Annotated in this window: 16 protein-coding genes; 1 reads left to right on the top strand and 15 read right to left on the bottom strand. The window is 38.8% G+C overall.

The features are described from left to right. Positions 1-57: 57 nt before the first annotated feature. The 14 genes from rpe to ACNSTQ_RS04695 all read right to left on the bottom strand — a co-directional run bounded on the left by rpe (position 58) and on the right by ACNSTQ_RS04695 (position 16,798). Entirely contained in the window at positions 58-702 is a 645-nt protein-coding gene (gene rpe / locus ACNSTQ_RS04760) for a ribulose-phosphate 3-epimerase (RefSeq protein WP_418198704.1), read from the bottom strand. A 2-nt stretch (positions 703-704) separates the two neighbouring features. After that, on the bottom strand, positions 705-1,586 hold the full coding sequence (gene rsgA, locus ACNSTQ_RS04755) for a ribosome small subunit-dependent GTPase A (RefSeq protein WP_418198703.1): 882 nt from the start codon (positions 1,584-1,586) through the stop codon (positions 705-707). 87 nt (positions 1,587-1,673) lie between these two features. After that, positions 1,674-3,659 carry a Stk1 family PASTA domain-containing Ser/Thr kinase gene (gene pknB / locus ACNSTQ_RS04750; RefSeq protein WP_418198702.1) on the bottom strand — a complete coding sequence of 662 codons (1,986 nt, stop codon included), beginning with the start codon at positions 3,657-3,659 and terminating at the stop codon, positions 1,674-1,676. Between the two features lie 5 nt (positions 3,660-3,664). Next, positions 3,665-4,417, bottom strand: coding sequence for a Stp1/IreP family PP2C-type Ser/Thr phosphatase (locus ACNSTQ_RS04745; protein ID WP_418198701.1), 753 nt, complete (start codon positions 4,415-4,417; stop codon positions 3,665-3,667). Positions 4,418-4,424: 7 nt separating this feature from the next. Then, positions 4,425-5,513 carry a 23S rRNA (adenine(2503)-C(2))-methyltransferase RlmN gene (rlmN, locus tag ACNSTQ_RS04740; RefSeq protein ID WP_418198700.1) on the bottom strand — a complete coding sequence of 363 codons (1,089 nt, stop codon included), beginning with the start codon at positions 5,511-5,513 and terminating at the stop codon, positions 4,425-4,427. Between the two features lie 23 nt (positions 5,514-5,536). Next, positions 5,537-6,886: a 16S rRNA (cytosine(967)-C(5))-methyltransferase RsmB gene (gene rsmB, locus ACNSTQ_RS04735; protein ID WP_418198699.1), complete on the bottom strand. Its 1,350-nt coding sequence runs from the start codon at positions 6,884-6,886 to the stop codon at positions 5,537-5,539. A 1-nt stretch (position 6,887) separates the two neighbouring features. Continuing rightward, positions 6,888-7,823 carry a methionyl-tRNA formyltransferase gene (fmt, locus tag ACNSTQ_RS04730; RefSeq protein WP_418198698.1) on the bottom strand — a complete coding sequence of 312 codons (936 nt, stop codon included), beginning with the start codon at positions 7,821-7,823 and terminating at the stop codon, positions 6,888-6,890. A gap of 45 nt (positions 7,824-7,868) precedes the next feature. Beyond that, on the bottom strand, positions 7,869-10,280 hold the full coding sequence (gene priA, locus ACNSTQ_RS04725; RefSeq protein ID WP_418198697.1) for a primosomal protein N': 2,412 nt from the start codon (positions 10,278-10,280) through the stop codon (positions 7,869-7,871). Next, positions 10,277-11,491, bottom strand: a complete 1,215-nt coding sequence (coaBC, locus tag ACNSTQ_RS04720; protein ID WP_418198696.1) for a bifunctional phosphopantothenoylcysteine decarboxylase/phosphopantothenate--cysteine ligase CoaBC — start codon at positions 11,489-11,491, stop codon at positions 10,277-10,279. Before coaBC ends, priA begins: the two co-directional genes overlap by 4 nt. Positions 11,492-11,726: 235 nt before the next feature. Then, positions 11,727-11,933, bottom strand: a complete 207-nt coding sequence (gene rpoZ, locus ACNSTQ_RS04715) for a DNA-directed RNA polymerase subunit omega (protein WP_418198695.1) — start codon at positions 11,931-11,933, stop codon at positions 11,727-11,729. A gap of 1 nt (position 11,934) precedes the next feature. Next, positions 11,935-12,549, bottom strand: a complete 615-nt coding sequence (gene gmk, locus ACNSTQ_RS04710; RefSeq protein ID WP_418198694.1) for a guanylate kinase — start codon at positions 12,547-12,549, stop codon at positions 11,935-11,937. A gap of 104 nt (positions 12,550-12,653) precedes the next feature. Beyond that, on the bottom strand, positions 12,654-12,914 hold the full coding sequence (gene remA, locus ACNSTQ_RS04705) for an extracellular matrix/biofilm regulator RemA (protein WP_075385592.1): 261 nt from the start codon (positions 12,912-12,914) through the stop codon (positions 12,654-12,656). 160 nt (positions 12,915-13,074) lie between these two features. Next, positions 13,075-13,956 carry a YicC/YloC family endoribonuclease gene (locus ACNSTQ_RS04700; protein WP_418198693.1) on the bottom strand — a complete coding sequence of 294 codons (882 nt, stop codon included), beginning with the start codon at positions 13,954-13,956 and terminating at the stop codon, positions 13,075-13,077. 133 nt (positions 13,957-14,089) lie between these two features. Next, positions 14,090-16,798, bottom strand: coding sequence for a cation-translocating P-type ATPase (locus ACNSTQ_RS04695; protein ID WP_418198692.1), 2,709 nt, complete (start codon positions 16,796-16,798; stop codon positions 14,090-14,092). A gap of 147 nt (positions 16,799-16,945) precedes the next feature. Here ACNSTQ_RS04695 and ACNSTQ_RS04690 point away from each other — a divergent pair, with 147 nt between their 5' ends. Beyond that, the gene (locus ACNSTQ_RS04690) at positions 16,946-18,655 is read left to right on the top strand and encodes an Rqc2 family fibronectin-binding protein (protein WP_418198691.1); all 1,710 of its coding nucleotides are present in this window, start codon (positions 16,946-16,948) and stop codon (positions 18,653-18,655) included. 152 nt (positions 18,656-18,807) lie between these two features. Here the strand turns inward: ACNSTQ_RS04690 and ACNSTQ_RS04685 are convergent, their stop codons facing one another. Beyond that, complete coding sequence (locus ACNSTQ_RS04685) at positions 18,808-19,464, bottom strand: class I SAM-dependent methyltransferase (RefSeq protein ID WP_418198690.1); 657 nt, start codon at positions 19,462-19,464, stop codon at positions 18,808-18,810. Between the last annotated feature and the right edge of the window lie 52 nt (positions 19,465-19,516).

Raw genomic sequence — 19,516 nt, 5'->3', positions numbered from 1 at the left:
CAAACAGGCTTCATTTTTTTTAGGACGGAACAATTCATGTGCTAAAGAAGAATACCATTACCCTCTAATGGCTTGAATGGCCGCCGCGCGGTCATCTTTACTATAAACCGCAGAACCTGCTACAAGTACGTTAGCACCAGCTTCAATACATAAACGCGCTGTTTCTTCATTCACTCCACCATCTACCTCTATATCAATGTTAAGCTTCTTTGATTTAGCCATTTCTGATACAGCTGTAATTTTAGGCAGGACGCTATGTATAAACTTCTGACCGCCAAAACCAGGGTTTACAGTCATTAAAAGTACCATATCTAAATCATTGATAACATGTTGAATCGTATCCACTGGTGTTGCTGGATTTAGAACAACACCCGCTTTTACACCTTGTTCTTTTATGAGGTGGATCGTTCGGTGAAGATGTGGACAGGCTTCAACATGAACAGTAATAATATCTGCTCCAGCCTTAGCGAACTGGGGGATATATAAATCAGGATTTTCAATCATCAAATGAACATCTAAAGGAAGCTTTGTAACTGGACGAATAGCTTCGACAATTAAAGGACCAATGGTAATATTCGGTACGAAATGGCCGTCCATTACATCGACATGGATATAATCGGCACCACCTCGTTCCACATCTTGGATTTCTTCACCAAGTTTTGAAAAATCTGCAGATAAGATGGATGGGGCAATTTTAATCATGATTAGTACCTCCGTTTTTGACTTTTAATTTCTTCTAAAAATTGTAGATAATGTTCATAACGATATTTCAGGATTTCTTCTGCCTCCAAAGCTGCTTTTATTGCACATTTGGGCTCACTTGTATGAGTACACCCACGAAACTTACACGCACCCATTCTTTCTTTCATTTCAGGAAAATAAAGCGATAAATCTTCAGCTTCAATACCAATAAAATCTAACGAACTAAATCCTGGTGTATCTGCGACTAACCCTTCACCAACAGCTAAAAGCTCAACATGCCTTGTTGTATGTTTCCCTCGTCCTAAATGAGTAGATATTGCATTCGTCTCAATATCAAGGTCGGGATGGAGCGTGTTGAGAAGTGAAGATTTTCCCACTCCAGATTGTCCAGCAATCACAGTCACTTTGTCTTTTAGATAAGGGATCAGTGTTTCCATTCCTGCTTTCGTTTCAATCGACGTCATAATGACGGTATACCCAATTTTTTCATAATCTTTTTTATACTGCTCAATTTTCCGTTGTTTCGCTTCGTCTAATAAGTCGACTTTGCTAATGCAAATAATGGGCTCGATATAATGAGCTTCTATATGAACTAAAAACCGATTTAGAAGTAATGGGCTAAAATCGGGTTCTAATGCAGAGAACACCAAAATGGCTTGATTAATATTTGCAATAGGAGGTCGTATCATTTCATTTTCCCGTTTATAAATATCTAAAATATATCCATCTGTTCGATTTTCAGCTTCAAAATGAACAAAATCACCTACGAGCGGTTTTATATTTTGATTACGAAAAACCCCTCGACCACGACATTGAAACATACCATCCTCATTATGGACGTAATAGAAGCCACTTAAGGCTTTGACTATTCTTCCTTCTGGCATGAAATCCTCCTGATTATTTGAGGCTGTAACATCCTACCGGTCGAAACCATTTAATTGAAACAGCCTCATTATTAATTTTCTTAATACTTAATAAGTGTAAGTATAATCCTTATAATGTTCCCCATTAATATAAAGCTTGACAATCGCATCTTTTCTTGGAGAAACGACTAAGTCAATGCGAAATGTTCTTGACTCTAACAACCTATCATCAAAATGGACTATTTCACCATCGGTCGTAGCATCTTCATACCGAATTAAAATATGTGGGTCGTCCCCTTCATCTACTTGGATAGGAATAGTACTTATCATAGGTCTACGTTGTTCTGTTTCAGGTTCAGGTTCTCTCTCTTCTTTCTTTTCTTCTGGTTTCTTCGGCTCAGGTCCTTTGGAGATTGTCAGAGCGACTTCAGAACCTTTTTTAACCTGTGTAAAAGCACTTGGTGATTGAGAGATAACATGATCTTTTTGAACATCATTAGAGTGTGCATACGTTACTTTAGCTAACAATCCTACACCATCTAAATAATTATAAGCTTCTCGCTCTGTTAACCCGCGTAAATTGTTTAAACTTACTGTCTGTTCAACACTGTACGTTAAATAGACCGTTGTTTCCTCAACAATTACTGCTTTACCCGGTTCTGGTACTTGGGTAAGAATGGTCCCTGGCGTTTCATCTGATTGCCGTTCAGCCAATTCAATATTTTTAAAGTCACCAAGAATTCGTTCTGCTCGTTCTCTTTGCATTCCAATGACTTCAGGCATTTCAAACATCTCTTGACCTTCACTAACAGTCAACTTCACTCTACTTCCCACTTTTACGACCGAACCACCAGCTGGGTCTTGACGAATGATATGATCTTCTGGCACCTCTTCATGTATCATTCTCTCGATCTCTACTACTAATCCAAGATCTTTTAACAGCGCTTCAGATTCTTCAACTTCTTCGCCAACGACATTAATTACTTCGACTTCATCAACTTTTAAGAGACTAGGAAAAAGTGCAAATGCTGCTACACCTGAGCCGATGATCAGGAAAAATAACACAAAGATGAACGTCAACCATCGACTTTTCTTCTTTTTCTTTTTTGGTTTTTCTTCTAGTTCAGCTTCTTCTTTCTCAACTTTATTAACTGATGGCTTCGCCTCAATTGTGGCATCTAAATCTTTTATAGTATTATCGTTTTTGATAATAGGAATCGCTTTTGTAATATCTTCTTCCTCACTAGGAATGACAAATTTTGGTTCATTAGCTCGGGCTGGATCTAAAGATGTTTCTATATCCTCCCCCATCTCCAATGCACTTTCATACCGATGGAATGCATCTTTTGCCGTTGAGCGTAGAATAATATTCTCAAGGCTTTGTGGAATAAGACGATTGATTTTCTTTGGTGAGGGAACATCTTCTTGCAAGTGCTTTAATGCAATCGTAACTGCTGTGTCTCCTGAGAATGGAACTTCACCGGTTACCATCTCATACAGAACAATTCCGAGAGAATAAATATCAGACCTATACGTAACAACTCCACCTCTAGCTTGTTCAGGCGAAAGATAATGGACAGATCCCATCACAGAGTTCGTATGGGTAATCGTTGCACTAGACATCGCACGCGCAATTCCAAAATCAGTTACTTTTGCTTCCCCGTCAGAACTAATTAAAATATTATGAGGTTTTATATCCCTGTGTACAATTTGATTCGCATGGGCGTGTGCAATAGCCGATGTCACTTGCATCATAATATCGACTGTTTCATCAAGTGAAAGTGCCCCACGGTCTTGTATTAACTCTTTTAACGTTGGTCCTTCGACATATTCCATTACAATGTAATAAACATCTTCTTCTTCACCAACATCAAAAATGCTAACAACATTCGGGTGGGCTAAGCTTGTAGCTGCTTGCGCTTCACGCCGAAAACGTTTGATGAACTGCTCATCTCTTGAAAACTGTGGTTGTAATACTTTGACGGCAACGATGCGATCAAGGATAACATCACGTGCTTTGTACACATATGCCATTCCACCGCCGCCAATAGTGTCTAATATATGATAACGACCGTTAATACGTGTACCTATCATTAGCGTCACTCCTGTTCCTGACGGTCATGAGAATAGCGGACAATAGCAACAGTTATATTATCTTCTCCTCCACGATCATTGGCTAACTCAATGAGTTTGTCCACTTTTTGATTAACGGTATCACTTAACCGAAGTATTTCCTCTATTTCATTATCCGTTACTTTATTCGACAAACCGTCTGAACAAAGAATGATCGTGTTATCCTCTTCCCAATCAATCGTTTCAATGTCAATCTTGATCGTCGGTTCTGTTCCTAGCGCACGTAATAAAACATTTTTTCTTGGGTGATGCTCAGCTTGTTCGGCTGTAATCTGCCCCGTACGTACTAGTTCATTTACTAAAGAATGATCGGACGTCTTCTGTTGAAATCCACAGCTATTAAGTAAATAACCACGACTATCTCCTACATGGCCAATGGATACAAACTCTTTTGTACATAACGCAATTACTACAGTAGTACCCATCCCTTGGCATTCTCGATGTTCTTTCGAATGTAAAAACAGCTTTTCATTTACTTCTTGAATTGCTTCATTAAGCCATTGCTCAATATCCGTTGGTTTTGACAGCTCAGCAGTACGCAACCATTTTTCCTTTAATAAGTCACTTGTCATTTGACTTGCTACATCACCAGCCTGATGACCACCCATACCATCAGCAACAACTGCCAAGACAGCCCCATTCGGGTGTTGAAAAATACCGCCATTATCTTCGTTATGTGGTCTTACCCTGCCAACATTTGAATTAAATGCAAATTCCACTTATTACTCACCTCGTCTCCTCTTTACGCTCCTTAGCACGGAGCTGACCACAAGCAGCATCAATGTCATGTCCTTGCTCTCTTCGAATCGTGACATTAATCCCCCGATTTTTCAAGATTTTTTCAAATGCAAAGATTTGATCTTTTGGTGTGCGCTTATAATCTCTTTCTAATACAAAATTTACTGGGATTAAATTGACATGACATTTTACATTTTTAATTAAATCAGCCAACTCTTCAGCGTGTTCATCTTGGTCGTTTACTCCTCCAAATAAACCATACTCAAACGTCACTCGACGCCCGGTTTTATTAGTGTAGTAATTAATAGACTCCATTAATTTAGATAACGAATATGCACGGTTAATTGGCATGAGTTTCGATCGTATTTCCGTATTCGGTGCATGCAACGAAATGGCAAAATTGATTTGTAGTCCTTCATCTGCGAACTTGTAAATGTAAGGAACAATACCACTTGTGGAAACTGTAATATGTCTAGCCCCAATATTTAACCCTTTATCATGGTTAATCGTTCTTAGGAAAGAAACGAGCGCATCATAATTATCAAACGGCTCTCCAATTCCCATAACCACTACGGAACTTACTCGTTCGTCGACTTCATCCATTGCTCGTTGTGCCTCTAATACCTGGGCAACAATTTCTCCAGCTTCTAAGTTACGTTTCAAACCACCTAAAGTAGAGGCACAAAACGTACAGCCAATCCGGCAGCCCACTTGAGTGGTTACACAAACACTATTCCCATAATTATGTCGCATAATAACAGTTTCAATCGAATAGCCATCATGAAGTTCAAACAAAAATTTCACTGTGCCATCACTAGATTCTTGTTTCGTCACTGTCTTTAACGTAGTCAATGTAAATTGATGGGCAAGCTTATGACGAAGTTCTTTTGACAAATTCGTCATCGCCTCAAACGAGTCCACTCGTTTACTATAAAGCCATTCATACACTTGCCCCGCTCTAAATGCAGGTTCATTATTTTCTTTTAACCACTGTTTTAATTCATTAAATTGAAGCGAATAAATAGAAGGTAATTTTTCTGTATCCATCAGTATTGTATTTTTGTTTTGATCCTCCATAAGAACTCCCTTCATTTCCACTGTTATCGTTTAATCATCGCTGTTATAAAAAATCCATCTGTATTAAAGTGATGGGGTAATATCGTTAAGCTGCCCTCTTCAAATTTCGCTTTTTCAGAAATATGTTGAGGTAGACGTTCACTTAAGGATAAATCGAGTTGGAAATCATTGTGGTTCTCTAAAAACCATTGTACCATTTCTTCATTTTCAGTGCGGTCGATCGTACAAGTACTGTACACAAGTCTTCCACCTGGTTTTAAAAGTGGTACAACAGCTGTTAAGATTTCCTTTTGAATGTTTTGAATAGCTTCAATATCTTTGAGACTCTTGGTCCATTTTATATCTGGTTTTCTGCGGATTACACCTAGACCTGAACAAGGTGCATCCACTAAGATTGCATCAAAGGTAGCTTCTTCAAAAGAATCCTTTGCAAGCCTTGCATCCATTGTCTTGCCTTCAACTGACTTTAACTGCAGGCGCTCACTTAATTGCTGAATGAGTTTCACTTTATGATCATGCAGATCAAGTGCGGTCACTCGACCCTGATCATTCATTTGTTCTGCCAGATGCGTGGATTTGCCACCTGGTGCAGCACAACAATCTAATACATGCATTTCTTCATCCGGAGCAAGCGCTCTAGCAACAAGCATTGAACTTTCATCTTGTATTGTAATGACACCATTCTTAAATGCTTCCGTATGTGTAACATTTCCTTTTTCAATAATAAGAGCATCATTAGAAAGGTATCCTCGTATCGTACCTATTCCTTCCTGACGTAGAAGCTCAATCGCTTCGTCTACTGATGCTTTCGTCTTGTTAACTCGTACCGTTACTTGAGGAGGCTCTAAATTAGTCAGGCACATTTGTCTTGCCTCTTCAAATCCATACTGCGCAACTAGACGCTTTACTAACCATAATGGATGGCTAGTTTCGATTGCTAGGCGAGTTAGATCATCCTTAATTTCATCGAACGATCGTAGTTCTTGTCTTCTTACATTACGTAAAACACCATTAACCATTCCAGATATCCCTTGGTGTCCTCTTCGTTTTGCGATCGTTACCGCTTCATGAACAATTGCCCGATCGGGAACACGATCCAAATAAATCATTTGATATAAGGATAACCTCAATAACACTCGCACCCAGTCATCTAGCTTTTTAACACCTTTTTTTATAAATGGCTCTAAATAAAAGTCAAGCGTATCACGGCGTTGAACAGTACCGTAGACAATTTCGGTTAATAATCCTACATCCCGTTGGTCTAAGTTTGCTTTTTTCACCGTTTGATTTAATAGCAAATTACTATAGGCCTGATTTTTTTCAATTTGAAGTAAAACATCTAGTGCAACATCACGAATTGTTTTTTGTTTCATACTAATCTCCTAGCTTATCTCCTGTTGTAATGCCTGCACCACGCAGAAATTGGCCGGCAAGCATTCGTTTTTTTCCTGCTGGTTGCAAGTCTGTTACCTTAATAGCTGTTTTGTTTCCTGTTGCAACGAGAAAACCATCTTCTTCGACGGCTATTACCGTTCCTGGTTCAGCGTTTTGAGTTGCTGCCATTTTTTGACCCCACCAAATCTTCATCGGTTGGCCGGCAAAAGTGGTGAAAGCAACCGGCCACGGGTGAAGCCCTCGAATTTGGTTATAAATTTCTTCACCGGTTTTAATCCAATCAATCATCTCTTGGTCCCTAGTAATGTTCCAAGCATAAGTAACTTCTTCCTCGTTTTGTACAATAGGCTGAATTTCACCACGAATAAGAGATGGGATCGTTTCCGATAATAACTTAGCCCCTGCTGCGCTTAACGTATTATGGAGCGAGCCAACATGGTCTTCCTCTTCAATCGGGACGACAGCTTGCGTTAGTATATCACCTGCATCTAACTTTTCAACCATATACATTATCGTAATTCCAGTTTCTTTTTGTCCGTCTATTATTGATTTGTGGATTGGTGCTCCGCCACGATATTTAGGTAACAAAGAAGCGTGGACGTTAATACAACCATACTTTGGTGTTTCTAATATTTCTTTGGGCAAAATTTGTCCAAATGCTGCGGTAACAATTAATTCTGGACTTAGCGCAAGAACCTTATCTAACTCTTCTTTTTCTTTTATTTTTTCCGGTTGCAAGACAGTTAATCCATGTTTTTCTGCTTCTACTTTGACAGGAGGAGGAGTTAACACTCTTTTTCTACCTTTTGGACGGTCAGGTTGTGTTACAACACCTACAACTTCATATCCATCCTCAATCAATTGGCGTAATACTGGAACGGAAAAATCGGGTGTACCCATAAAAACTATTCTCATTCGTCTATAGACCTACCTTTCTATATAAACACTGCTCCAACAACCTTACATAAACATCTGTGGATTCATATCGATTGAAATCTGCAAGTCTCCTCGTGCAGTTTCTCTACTGTAGTGCTGTTGAATTTCACGTAATATTTTTCCAAGCATCGGTTCATTTTTGTATTTTATCATGCATTGATAGCGATATCTATTTTTTAACCGCGCAATAGGTGAAGCTACTGGGCCTAAAATATTAGCTTCGTTGGTGAGTTGTTGTTTTAAAAATTGTGTGATTTTTTCTGTAACATGAATGACTTTAGGCAGTTCTTGGTGTGACACATTAATGAGTGCAATATGATAGTAAGGGGGGTAGCCACTGCCTTTTCTAATCAATATTTCTCGCTGAAAAAAGGTAACGAAATCATGTTCTTTTACAAGTTCAATACTATAGTGCTCTGGCGTATATGTTTGAACGACCACTTCTCCCGGCAATTTGTGTCGCCCTGCTCTCCCACTTACTTGCGTTAATAGTTGAAATGTTCTTTCAGACGAGCGAAAATCTGGTAGATGAAGCATCGTGTCTGCAGTAAGAACACCGACGAGTGTAATGTTCGGGAAATCCAGTCCTTTGGCAATCATTTGAGTACCTAGTAAAATATCTGCTTTTCCTTCACCAAAGTCTTTTAATAACTTTTGGTGAGAGCCTTTTCTCCTGGTCGTGTCAACATCCATTCGAATAACACGTGCCTCTGGCAATACTTTTCCTAATTCTTCTTCCACCCGTTGCGTCCCCGTTCCAAAAAAACGAACATGTTCGCTTGAACAAGACGGACAAGTTGTAATCATTCGTTCTTCGTGTCCGCAATAATGACATTTAAGCGAGTGATTTGTTTTATGATATGTAAATGAGATGTCACAGTGCTCACAATTAGCAACGTACCCACAATCTCGACACATCACAAAAGTAGAAAACCCGCGTCGATTTAACAGTAATACCATTTGTTCTTTTTTATCGATGCGGTCTTTCATTTTTTCAAATAATGAACTCGAAAACATAGACCGGTTCCCGTCTCTTAGTTCTTCACGCATATCAACTATTTCTACGGTCGGAAGCGGCCCTTGATTAACTCGTTCCCCCAATGTCAGTAGTTCATATCTACCTACTTTTGCCCTCGCATACGTTTCTAAAGAAGGTGTTGCACTACCTAGTACTACAGGACAACAATAATAATGCCCCCGAAAAATGGCCACATCTCTAGCATGATATTTAGGCATTTCATCTTGCTTGTAGCTGCCTTCATGCTCTTCATCTATTATAATAATTCCTAAATTTTCAAAAGGAGCGAAAACTGCAGATCTTGCTCCTACGGCAACTCGTACTTCTTTGCGGTGAATTTTACGCCACTCATCATACTTCTCACCTAGTGAAAGTCCACTATGAAGAACCGCGACTTGAGAACCAAACCGCCCTTTAAACCTATCAACCATTTGTGGCGTTAAAGAGATCTCAGGTACGAGAACAATGGCTTCTTTACCTTCAGATAGGACTCGATCAATCACTTGTAAGTAAATTTCTGTTTTTCCACTGCCAGTGACACCATGTAATAAAAATGTTTTATGCACATTTTCTTCAATTGAATCGAGGATGGGTATTGTCACTTGTTGCTGTTGATCAGTTAACTGTAATGGTTTCGTTTGCGCAAATGTTTCATTTATAAAAGGATCTCTATAAAATTCTTTTTCTTTTTCAACAAGTACACCTTTATCGATTAATGATTTAACCGATTGACGACTGCTTTGCGTCAATTCGATTAAACGAATTAAGGGAACTTGTTCACCATTTTCAATAAAGTAGTGAACGATCGCTAGCTGCTTTTCTGCTCGTTGCGGCAGACCCACAAGTAAATCCTTTAATTGGTCTTTCGATAACAAGCTTTCAATCATTCGGTGAGTTTGCTTTTTACCTTTATCCTTAACTGCATATTGGACTTCTAGTAAACCACACTTTACTGCATCCTTAATCGAAGTCAACAAACTAGGGTCAGTATCAACAATCTCATTCCACTTAACTAACGGTTGCTTATTAAAGAACGGCTGTAGTGATATAGGTAACAATTGAATTTCTTGCAAACAAAGGAGTTGCTTTTCAACTTTTGTTTTTAATGCAGCAGGCAACATAACCTGGTAGGCGGAAATCTTATATGATAATGTTTGTTCGGTTAGCCAATTACCTAACTCTAGTAGTTCTTCTGTTAAGACAGGAGTAACATCTAGTATCTCTTTTATTTCTTTCAGCTTTTCAACAGTAGAGCTTTCGGTTATTTCCACTACAAAACCTTGGATTGAGCGTGGACCAAAAGGAACAACGACCCTCATTCCTTTTTCTAGAACGTCATACCACTTACTTGGAATTTTATAATCAAACAGGCGATCTGTCTGTCCACTTGGGACATCGACTATTACCCTAGCAATCATTCGCGAGAACTTCCTTGTTCATATTTAATTATTTCGGTAAGAAGCTGTTCAGCTACTTCTCGTTTCGTCATAATCGGGAGCTCAACGGTTTCACCACTTTTTTTATAGATAGTTACTCTGTTTGTATCTCCCTTAAATCCGGCACCAGCTTCAGTTATGTTATTTGCAACGATCAAGTCTAAATTTTTACGATCTAATTTACCTTTGGCATACTCTTCTACTTTTTCAGTTTCTGCTGCAAACCCGACTAATGTTTGGTGTGTTTTTAATTCACCTAATGTTGCTAAAATGTCGGTAGTTCGTTCTAATTCGATAACCGCATCCCCAGGCTTTTTCTTCATTTTCTCAGCATGAACAACTTTTGGCCGGTAATCTGCAACAGCAGCTGTCTTAACAACAACATCAGTTGAGACATAATGCTCCATGACGGCTTCATACATGTCCTGTGCCGACTCGACATTAATTCGTATGACTCCTTTAGGTGCATCTAGTTGTGTTGGACCTGAAATAAGAATAACTTTAGCCCCTAGTTGAGCTGCTACTTCAGCAACTTGGTAGCCCATTTTTCCTGAAGAATGGTTTGTAATGTAGCGAACTGGGTCGATCTTTTCTTGCGTAGGCCCTGCTGTAATGAGAAACTGTTTTCCTACAAGCGGTTGATACAACTCTTCGTCAAAAAACTGATCAAGTTGTTCAATAATTTGTTCCGGCTCTGGTAGTCGTCCTTTTCCAACATAGCCACATGCAAGAAAACCTTCATTTGGTTCAATAAAATGATAGCCATATCCATTGAGTGTTTGTAGGTTGTTAATAACCGCTGGATGTGCATACATATGTACATTCATTGCAGGAGCAACAAATACAGGAGCTGTTGTTGCAAGTAAAGTTGTAGATATCATATCATCTGCAATTCCATTTGCTAACTTTCCAATCATATTAGCTGTTGCTGGTGCAATCAAAATAACGTCAGGCCAATCGGCCAAATCAATATGCGCAACACCACTTGGGTCCTTTTCATCAAACGTGTCATTATACACAGGTTGCCTCGAAAGTGTTTGAAACGTTAACGGAGACACAAATTGCTCAGCAGATTTGGTCATCATCACTTTTACTGTCGCACCTGCTTGTGACAGCTTACTTGTTAATGCTGCGGCTTTAAAAACAGCAACACCACCAGTAACACATAGTAATATTTTCTTTCCCTTTAACATATCTCTTCCCCCCATATACATAGAAAAGTGTAAGGCGCTCGTTCATCGGCGACTAGCGCTGGAGGGCCATCAATAAGTGTCATAGACCTTTAGACACGGTTGATGGACCGAAGCGACCTCGAGCCGATAGCGCCTGCAACTAGACATAGAAAAGTGTAAGCGACTGTTCAGCCGCTTACAGCTGTGAGAACTCGAATTTTTTTATGAAAAAACAACCTATTGTAAGAATAGGTTGTTATTTTTCAAGGCGCTCATATTGAAGTTGATCTGATACAATTTCCTCTAAAGCAACCCCTACTGGTTTATAAGAAACAGGTTTAACTACTAGAGGACCACGTTTTGAATCTTCTTTAATTTCACGAGCACGTTTAGATGATACCGTGACTAACGTATACTTTGAGTCTAACTTATCTAATAAAGAATCGATTGATGGATATAACAAATTACTCAACCTCCACTAATTGTTTATACTTCTCAATTAATCGTTCACGCTTACAATGCTCAGCTGTGACAATCGCCTTAATACGGTTAACAGCTGCTTGGACTTCATCGTTTTCTACGACGTAGTCATATTTTTTCATCATATCAATTTCTTCTTTGGCAACTGTCATGCGCTTGTTAATGACTTCAGCCGTTTCAGTGCCTCGACCTTCAATCCGCTTTCTTAATTCAGCTAAGCTTGGTGGCATTAAAAAGATAAACACACCTTCAGGTAAGCGTTCTTTAACTTTTAAAGCACCTTGTACTTCAATTTCTAAAATGATGTCATTACCTTCATCAATTGTTTTTTTGACGTAATCAATCGGTGTACCATAGTAATTACCAACGTATTCAGCCCATTCTAATAGCGCATCATTTTTTATCATTTCTTCAAATTCATCTCTTGATTTAAAGAAGTAATTGACACCATCTACTTCCCCTTCACGTGGAGCACGAGTGGTTGCCGACACTGAGTATTGAATGTCTGTGTTCTCTTGACGAAGAGCTGAACAAACCGTTCCTTTCCCGACACCCGCAGGACCTGAGAGCACGATCAACAACCCTTTTTCCTTCTTCATAAATACCTCCGTTTAACTTGTCATTCTTTTTTTATTCAATAGACAAGTCATTGTTAAAAAGTGTAAGAAACTCGGCGTTAGCCGAGCAACTCTTGTATGTATGTCTAAGCGTCTTCTGATTCATCTTTGTTCGTTAGACGCTGTGCAACCGTTTCTGGTTGAACTGCACTTAAAATGACATGGTCGCTATCTGCGATGATTACAGCTCGAGTACGTCTACCATATGTTGCATCGATTAACATGTTACGTTCTCTCGCTTCCTGTATAATCCTTTTTATAGGCGCAGACTCTGGACTTACAATTGAAATAATACGATTTGCAGATACGATGTTACCAAAGCCAATATTAATTAACTTAATGTTCATCTTTTCTCCCTCGCTTTTTGAGAGGAGTGAAATAATGACTATTAGGCTAAACCCGATTTAAGGTAAGCACATGTCTTATCGTCAAAAAAGAAAACTCACTCTCGATATTTTTCCCATCCTAAAATTACTATATACGAAGAACGGGCGTTTTTCTATAAAATCATTCAATATTTTGCACTTGTTCTTTAATTTTTTCAATTTCGCTCTTTAATTCTACCACTTGTTGGCTTATATGTATGTCATTTGCTTTTGAGCCAATCGTATTTATTTCACGATTCATCTCTTGAATGAGGAAATCTAACTTTCTCCCAACAACTCCACCCTCTTCAATGATCTTTAGGAATTGGACGGTATGAGAGTCTAACCGAATTAACTCCTCATCGACATTTGACTTATCCGCAAAGAAAGCTACTTCATTTAAAAGTCTATTCTCATCATACTCAACTTGCCCTTGTAAAAATTCTTCTACACGCTTTTGTAACTTAGTGCGATAGTGATCGGCTACTTTAGGAGCATATTGTTTTAACTCCGTTGCTATTTTATTAACAAATTCAACTCTTGTTTTTAAATCAACATATAAGGAATGTCCTTCTCGCTTTCTCATTTCGGCAAGCTTTGATACGGCCTCTTCAGTAGCTTTAATAAGTATGGTGAACAGTCCTTCATCGGTTTGTTCCTGCTCGTGAACACTTACAATCTTTTCGTGTAAAAGTAATGCGTCTACTGACGGTTTCCCCTTGACATCCGCTCGTTTTTTCATATCAGCTGCTGCATGAATATATTCCTGAAAAAGGTCCCAATCTATATCTAAGCGCTTTTTGACGAGACCTTCACCCTCTATATTAATAAAAACATCCACTTTACCGCGATTCACTTGTTTTTGGACGGCTTTCTTTAACTGTTCTTCAATTGGTAAAAGCTGTCTAGGCATACGAAGCATTACTTCAAAAAAACGATGATTATAGGAACGCATTTCAACTGAAACTTTAAAGCGTTCATTTTCTAAGACCGCTTGCCCGTATCCTGTCATACTTGTAATCATCTTATCACATCCACTTTTTCTATTCTATCTAATATTAACACCTTCAACAAAAAAAAGGAAAGAAAGGCCGTTACAGGTAAAAAGTTACCTATAACAGCCTAACGAAACTTTTTTAAAATAGCAAGTAATAAACTTAACGCTTTTTACCAAATAGTTGACCTGCTCCTAATACAACCGTCGGTATAGCAGCCATACCGAGGATAAGTAGCCAATCACGTGCATCCATGAAGGTCGTATGGAAGACCGTTTGTAATGGCGGGTAGTAGATAACGGCAAGCATAAGTAAAACAGAAGAAATAACCGCAACTACAAGATACATATTTTCAAAAGGATTGCGGTGATATACAGAGTACTCACTTCGACAGTCGAATACATGAATGAGTTGTGCCATAACGAGTGTTACAAACGCTACCGTCTGCGCCTTTGTTAAATCATCTGGGTTAGCATTTAAAGTCACCATAAATGCGACTAATGTTACGACCCCAATCATTAAACCTCTGCTCACAATTTTCCAAGCAAGGCCTCTAGCAAATACTCCTTCATGAGGACTTCGTGGTGGTCGCTTCATAACATCGCCTTCCGCTTTATCCATTCCAAGAGCCATCGCTGGTAAACCATCCGTTACGAGGTTAATCCATAAGATTTGAATCGCTACGAGTGGTAAAGGTAACCCTAAAATCATCGCAAACAACATGACTAAAATTTCCCCAACATTGGATGCGAGCATATACCGAATAAACTTTCGGATATTCTCATAGATATTCCTTCCTTCTTTAATCGCTGCTTTAATTGTTGCAAAATTATCATCACTTAATATGAGAGATGATGCTTCTTTAGCCACATCTGTACCTGTAATTCCCATTGCAATCCCAATGTTAGCCGCCTTAATTGCAGGAGCATCATTAACACCATCACCAGTCATTGCAACAATGTGCCCTCGTGCTTGGAGCGCTTTAACGATCTTTAATTTATGTTCAGGAGAAACACGAGCAAATACGTACACATCATCAACGACTTCTTCAAGCTGTTCGACACTTATTCTAGAAAGCGTTTGTCCATCAAGTACTTTCCCATTTTCAGGAAGTATGTCGAGTTGCTTAGCTATTGCTCGCGCCGTAATGGCATGGTCTCCAGTGATCATAATGGTTTTAATACCCGCCTCACGACACTCACGAATGGAGTCTCTCACCTCTGGTCTAGGAGGATCAATCATTCCTTCGAGGCCAATGAACGTTAAATCTTTTTCTATATCTAATGGATAATCCACTTTATCAGAAGTCGATAGTGGACGATACGCGATAGCAATTGTTCGGAGCGCTTGACTAGCTAATGTTGTTATCGCATCCTCTACTAACGTTCGACTCCTATTCGTCATCGCTTCTTCTCTGGAATTGAAGAAGATATTTTTACTATTTGCTAATACGACATCCGGTGCACCTTTAGTGACCGCAAACCTTTTACCATTTTTATCTTCAACGATCACTGTCATCATTTTTCTCGTTGATTCAAACGGAAATTCTTTAATAATTCTAAATTGCTTTTTAAGGGCCTCTGAAGTAATTCCTGCTTTCATCGCAGCAACCACCAGTGCTCCTTCTGTAGGATCGCCATCTATTACAAATTCTGTTTTCTTCTTTTTTAGTAGACCTTCCTTGACAGGTTTTTCATTGATTTTAGCATGATTACATAAGTACCCAAAAGCTAACATCTGTTGCAGGGCTCGTTCTTTTTGAATGTTTACTTTTTCACCACTAGCTAAAAAATCACCTTTTGGCTCATAGCCTGTTCCTGTTACATGCCACGTCTTACCACCAATCCACAGGTGGGTAACTGTCATCTTATTTTGCGTTAAAGTTCCAGTTTTGTCAGAACAAATGACAGACGCACATCCTAAAGTTTCAACGGCAGGGAGTTTACGAACAATCGCCTTTCGTTTAATCATTCGTTGAACACCTAGAGCTAATGCTACGGTTACTATCGCTGGTAAACCTTCAGGAATGGCTGCAACTGCTAAAGAAACCCCAGCGAGGAACATCGTGTAAACGTCATGCCCTTGATAAACCCCAATTAAAACGACAAGAGCTGTAAGAAGAAGTGCAACACCGATTAAAATCTTCCCCAACTGTTCTAACTTTCTTTGTAAAGGGGTTACTAATGTTTCTGTTGATTGAAGCAAATGAGCAATCTTTCCCATTTCTGTTTTCATACCGGTTGCAATAATAACACCAATTCCATTTCCTTGTGTGACGAGTGTACCCATAAATGCCATATTAGCTTGATCACCAAGTTCAAGGGCTTCACCTATTAAAACCTGTTCACTTTTTTGTACAGGAACAGATTCTCCTGTAAGTGACGATTCTTCGATTTGAAGACCATTGACTTTTAAAAGCCTCATATCAGCACCAATTCGGTCACCGCTCGTGATCTTAACGATATCACCAACAACCGCCAAACTAGACGGAATTTTTATCCACTCTCCATTACGAAGGACGACTAGTTGCGGAGCAGACAATTCTTTTAAAGCTGTCAATGATTTTTCTGCTTTTCGTTCTTGTACGAATCCTAATACACCATTTAGTAAAATAATAATCATAATTGTAATCGCATCGATGTATTCACCCAATAACCCGGAAATGAGTGTCGCAGCTAGTAGAACGAGCACCATAAAATCTTTAAACTGACTTAAGAAGACTAATAGCGCTGAAGGTTTTTCTCCTTCGTCCAATTTGTTTTCACCATATTGCTTTAACCGTTTTTGTGCCTCCTTATCTGACAAACCAGATATTCCGTTTGTACCTGTCGATCTTTCAACTTCATTTACCTCCATCTCATACCATTTCATGAAGACACCCCACATCTTGTACACTTTATACAAGCATCATATTCAGGCACGTCCTAAAAAATGCTATACTGATGATAGTAATGATTTTATAAATATTAAAAATTGATTTTTTCTCAAAAGTTGAACGTTAAGGAAGTTGGTGAATGTATGTCATTTGATGGACTAATGACTAGAGCAATAACAAGAGAATTACAAGAAAAATTAGAAACAGGGAGAATATCCCGTGTCTTTCAACCTTATAAAACTGAGTTATTATTAACAATCCGTGCAAAAGGAACAAATCATTCCTTGCTATTATCAGCAAACCCTTCATTTGCTCGTGCTCATTTAACGACGGAAAAATATGATAACCCTCAAGAGCCGCCGATGTTTTGCATGCTACTTCGTAAACATTTAGAAGGTAGTTTTATTGAAAAAATTGAGCAAGTCGATATGGAACGCATCATTACAATTGATATAAAAGGAAAGGACGAATTAGGCGATACTACATACAAAACATTAGTTATTGAAATTATGGGACGGCATAGTAACATTACACTGATCGATAAAGAGAGCAAAAGAATTATTGACAGCATCAAACATATTACTCCGTCGCAAAGCAGTGTAAGAACCGTTTTACCAGGTCATACGTACGAGTTTCCACCAGGGCAAGGAAAGACCGATCCCTTTTCTGTAGATGAGGAAGGATTGTTACGTAAGCTAGATTTCAATCAAGGAAAATTAGATAAACAGCTTCTTGAAGCTTTTTCGGGCATTTCACCACAAGTAACAAAAGAAATCGTTCACCGTGCCAAGTTATCACAACAAAAAGCCATAGTATCTGCTTTTTTTGAAGTGATCGCCCCATTAAAAGCTAATCGATTTGAACCACAGATGGTAGTAGTAAATGGAAAAGAAGCATTCTCTTTATTCTCATTAACACATATACAAGGTGATGTGCGCTATTTCTCTTCAGTAAGTCAACTACTTGATCGCTTTTTCTACGGAAAAGGAGAGCGTGACCGGGTAAAACAACAAGCCCATGATCTTGAACGCTTTTTACGAAATGAACTTTCAAAAAATGAAAAGAAAATTAAAAAGCTCGAAAAAACATTAGTTGATGCTGAAAAAGCACAAAAGTACCAGCGCTTCGGAGAACTATTAACCGTTAATCTTCATATAGTCAAACGCGGTGACAAAGCAGTCGACGTCATCGATTATTACGATGAGTTTTGGGGAACTGTAACGATCACATTAGACCCACAGAAAAGTCCATCAGACAATGCTCAAAACTACTTCCGTAAATATAATAAAGCAAAAAAATCAGTTGCGGTTGTAGAGGAACAAATTGAAAAAGCGAAACAAGAAATTCAATACCTTGATCAATTAATTCAGCAAATGGAATCGGCATCACCTAAAGATGTTGAAGAAATCCGTGAAGAGCTAGTTGAAGAAGGCTATGTGAGACGTCGCCAAAAAGATAGTAAGAAAAAGAAAAAGCCAATCAAACCACAAGTAGAATCGTATGTTTCATCAGCAGGTGTGGAATTTTTTGTCGGAAAAAATAACAAGCAAAACGAATTTCTAACGAATCGGTTTGCCCGCCAAGACGAAATCTGGCTTCATACAAAGGACATTCCTGGTTCTCACGTCGTGATCCGCCATACCAACCCTGACGAAACGACGTTAACAGAAGCAGCAACAGTTGCTGCCTTTTATAGTAAGGCACGCCAATCGAGTGGTGTACCTGTTGACTATACGAAAATTAGACATGTCAAAAAACCAAACGGCTCAAAACCAGGCTTTGTTATTTATGACAATCAAACAACGTTGTATGTAACACCTGATGAGGATCTAGTATTGAAGTTGAGAAAGTAATTCTCATTTAGTACAAGCCATACGGGTAAAGAGGTCGTTTTTTCTGCTCTTAGGAAACGATTGATGGACTAAATCAACAGATATCAACAGCATAATTTAACACAGCTATTATTAAAAAGAGGACAGCCAATTTAATTCGGCTGTCCTTCTTGTTATAGTTTGCAAATCGTAATTAATGCTAAGCCGTCAACAACCGGAAAGTGTTCAACTTCCTTTGCTCCACAGTTTTTTAGAAATGTAGAGAGTTCCACCGAATTATAGCGATGACGTAACGTTGAAATATTAGACCACTTTAACAAAGTCGTTTCCTCAAACTGTGTAATGTTATGTCGTTTACAATACTCGGCAGCTGTTTGTTGATTCATATGTTCAGATGGATTTAACATCGCAATCATTCCACCCTCTTTTACGACACGGATCATTTCCTTCATACCTTTAGCAGGCTCCGGTAAGAGAAAAAGCACACATGTAGAAATCGCAACGTCAAATTCATGATTAGCAAATGGTAAGTTATACGCATCTCCTACTTGAAATGTTGCTTTATCTTTTTTACCTTTTTCTTCGTAAAGTTCATTTGCAGCTTGAATCATTCCTTCAGAAAGATCTATACCTACAACATGATCGGCTTCTTCTACTCCTCTAAATAATAAACGTCCTGTCCCACAGCCCACATCCAATACGCGTTTGCCGCTCCAGGTTCCTGTTGCTTGTTTTAGTTGATCATGTACAGCCCCTAACCACCTAGTACATGCCATCCCATCAAAAAAAGGCACTAACTGATCAAACTCTTCCCCATTCATCTTTCGCATATGTACTCCCCCTTATTATTACTTTTCAAGCTCTCATTACTAGCCCATACAC

The organism is Alkalihalobacterium sp. APHAB7, assembly GCF_048323755.1.
Taxonomy (GTDB): Bacteria; Bacillota; Bacilli; order Bacillales; family Bacillaceae_F; genus Alkalihalobacterium.
The sequence above is the reverse complement of the archived record's forward strand: the minus strand, read 5'-3'. Positions and strand labels throughout refer to the sequence as shown.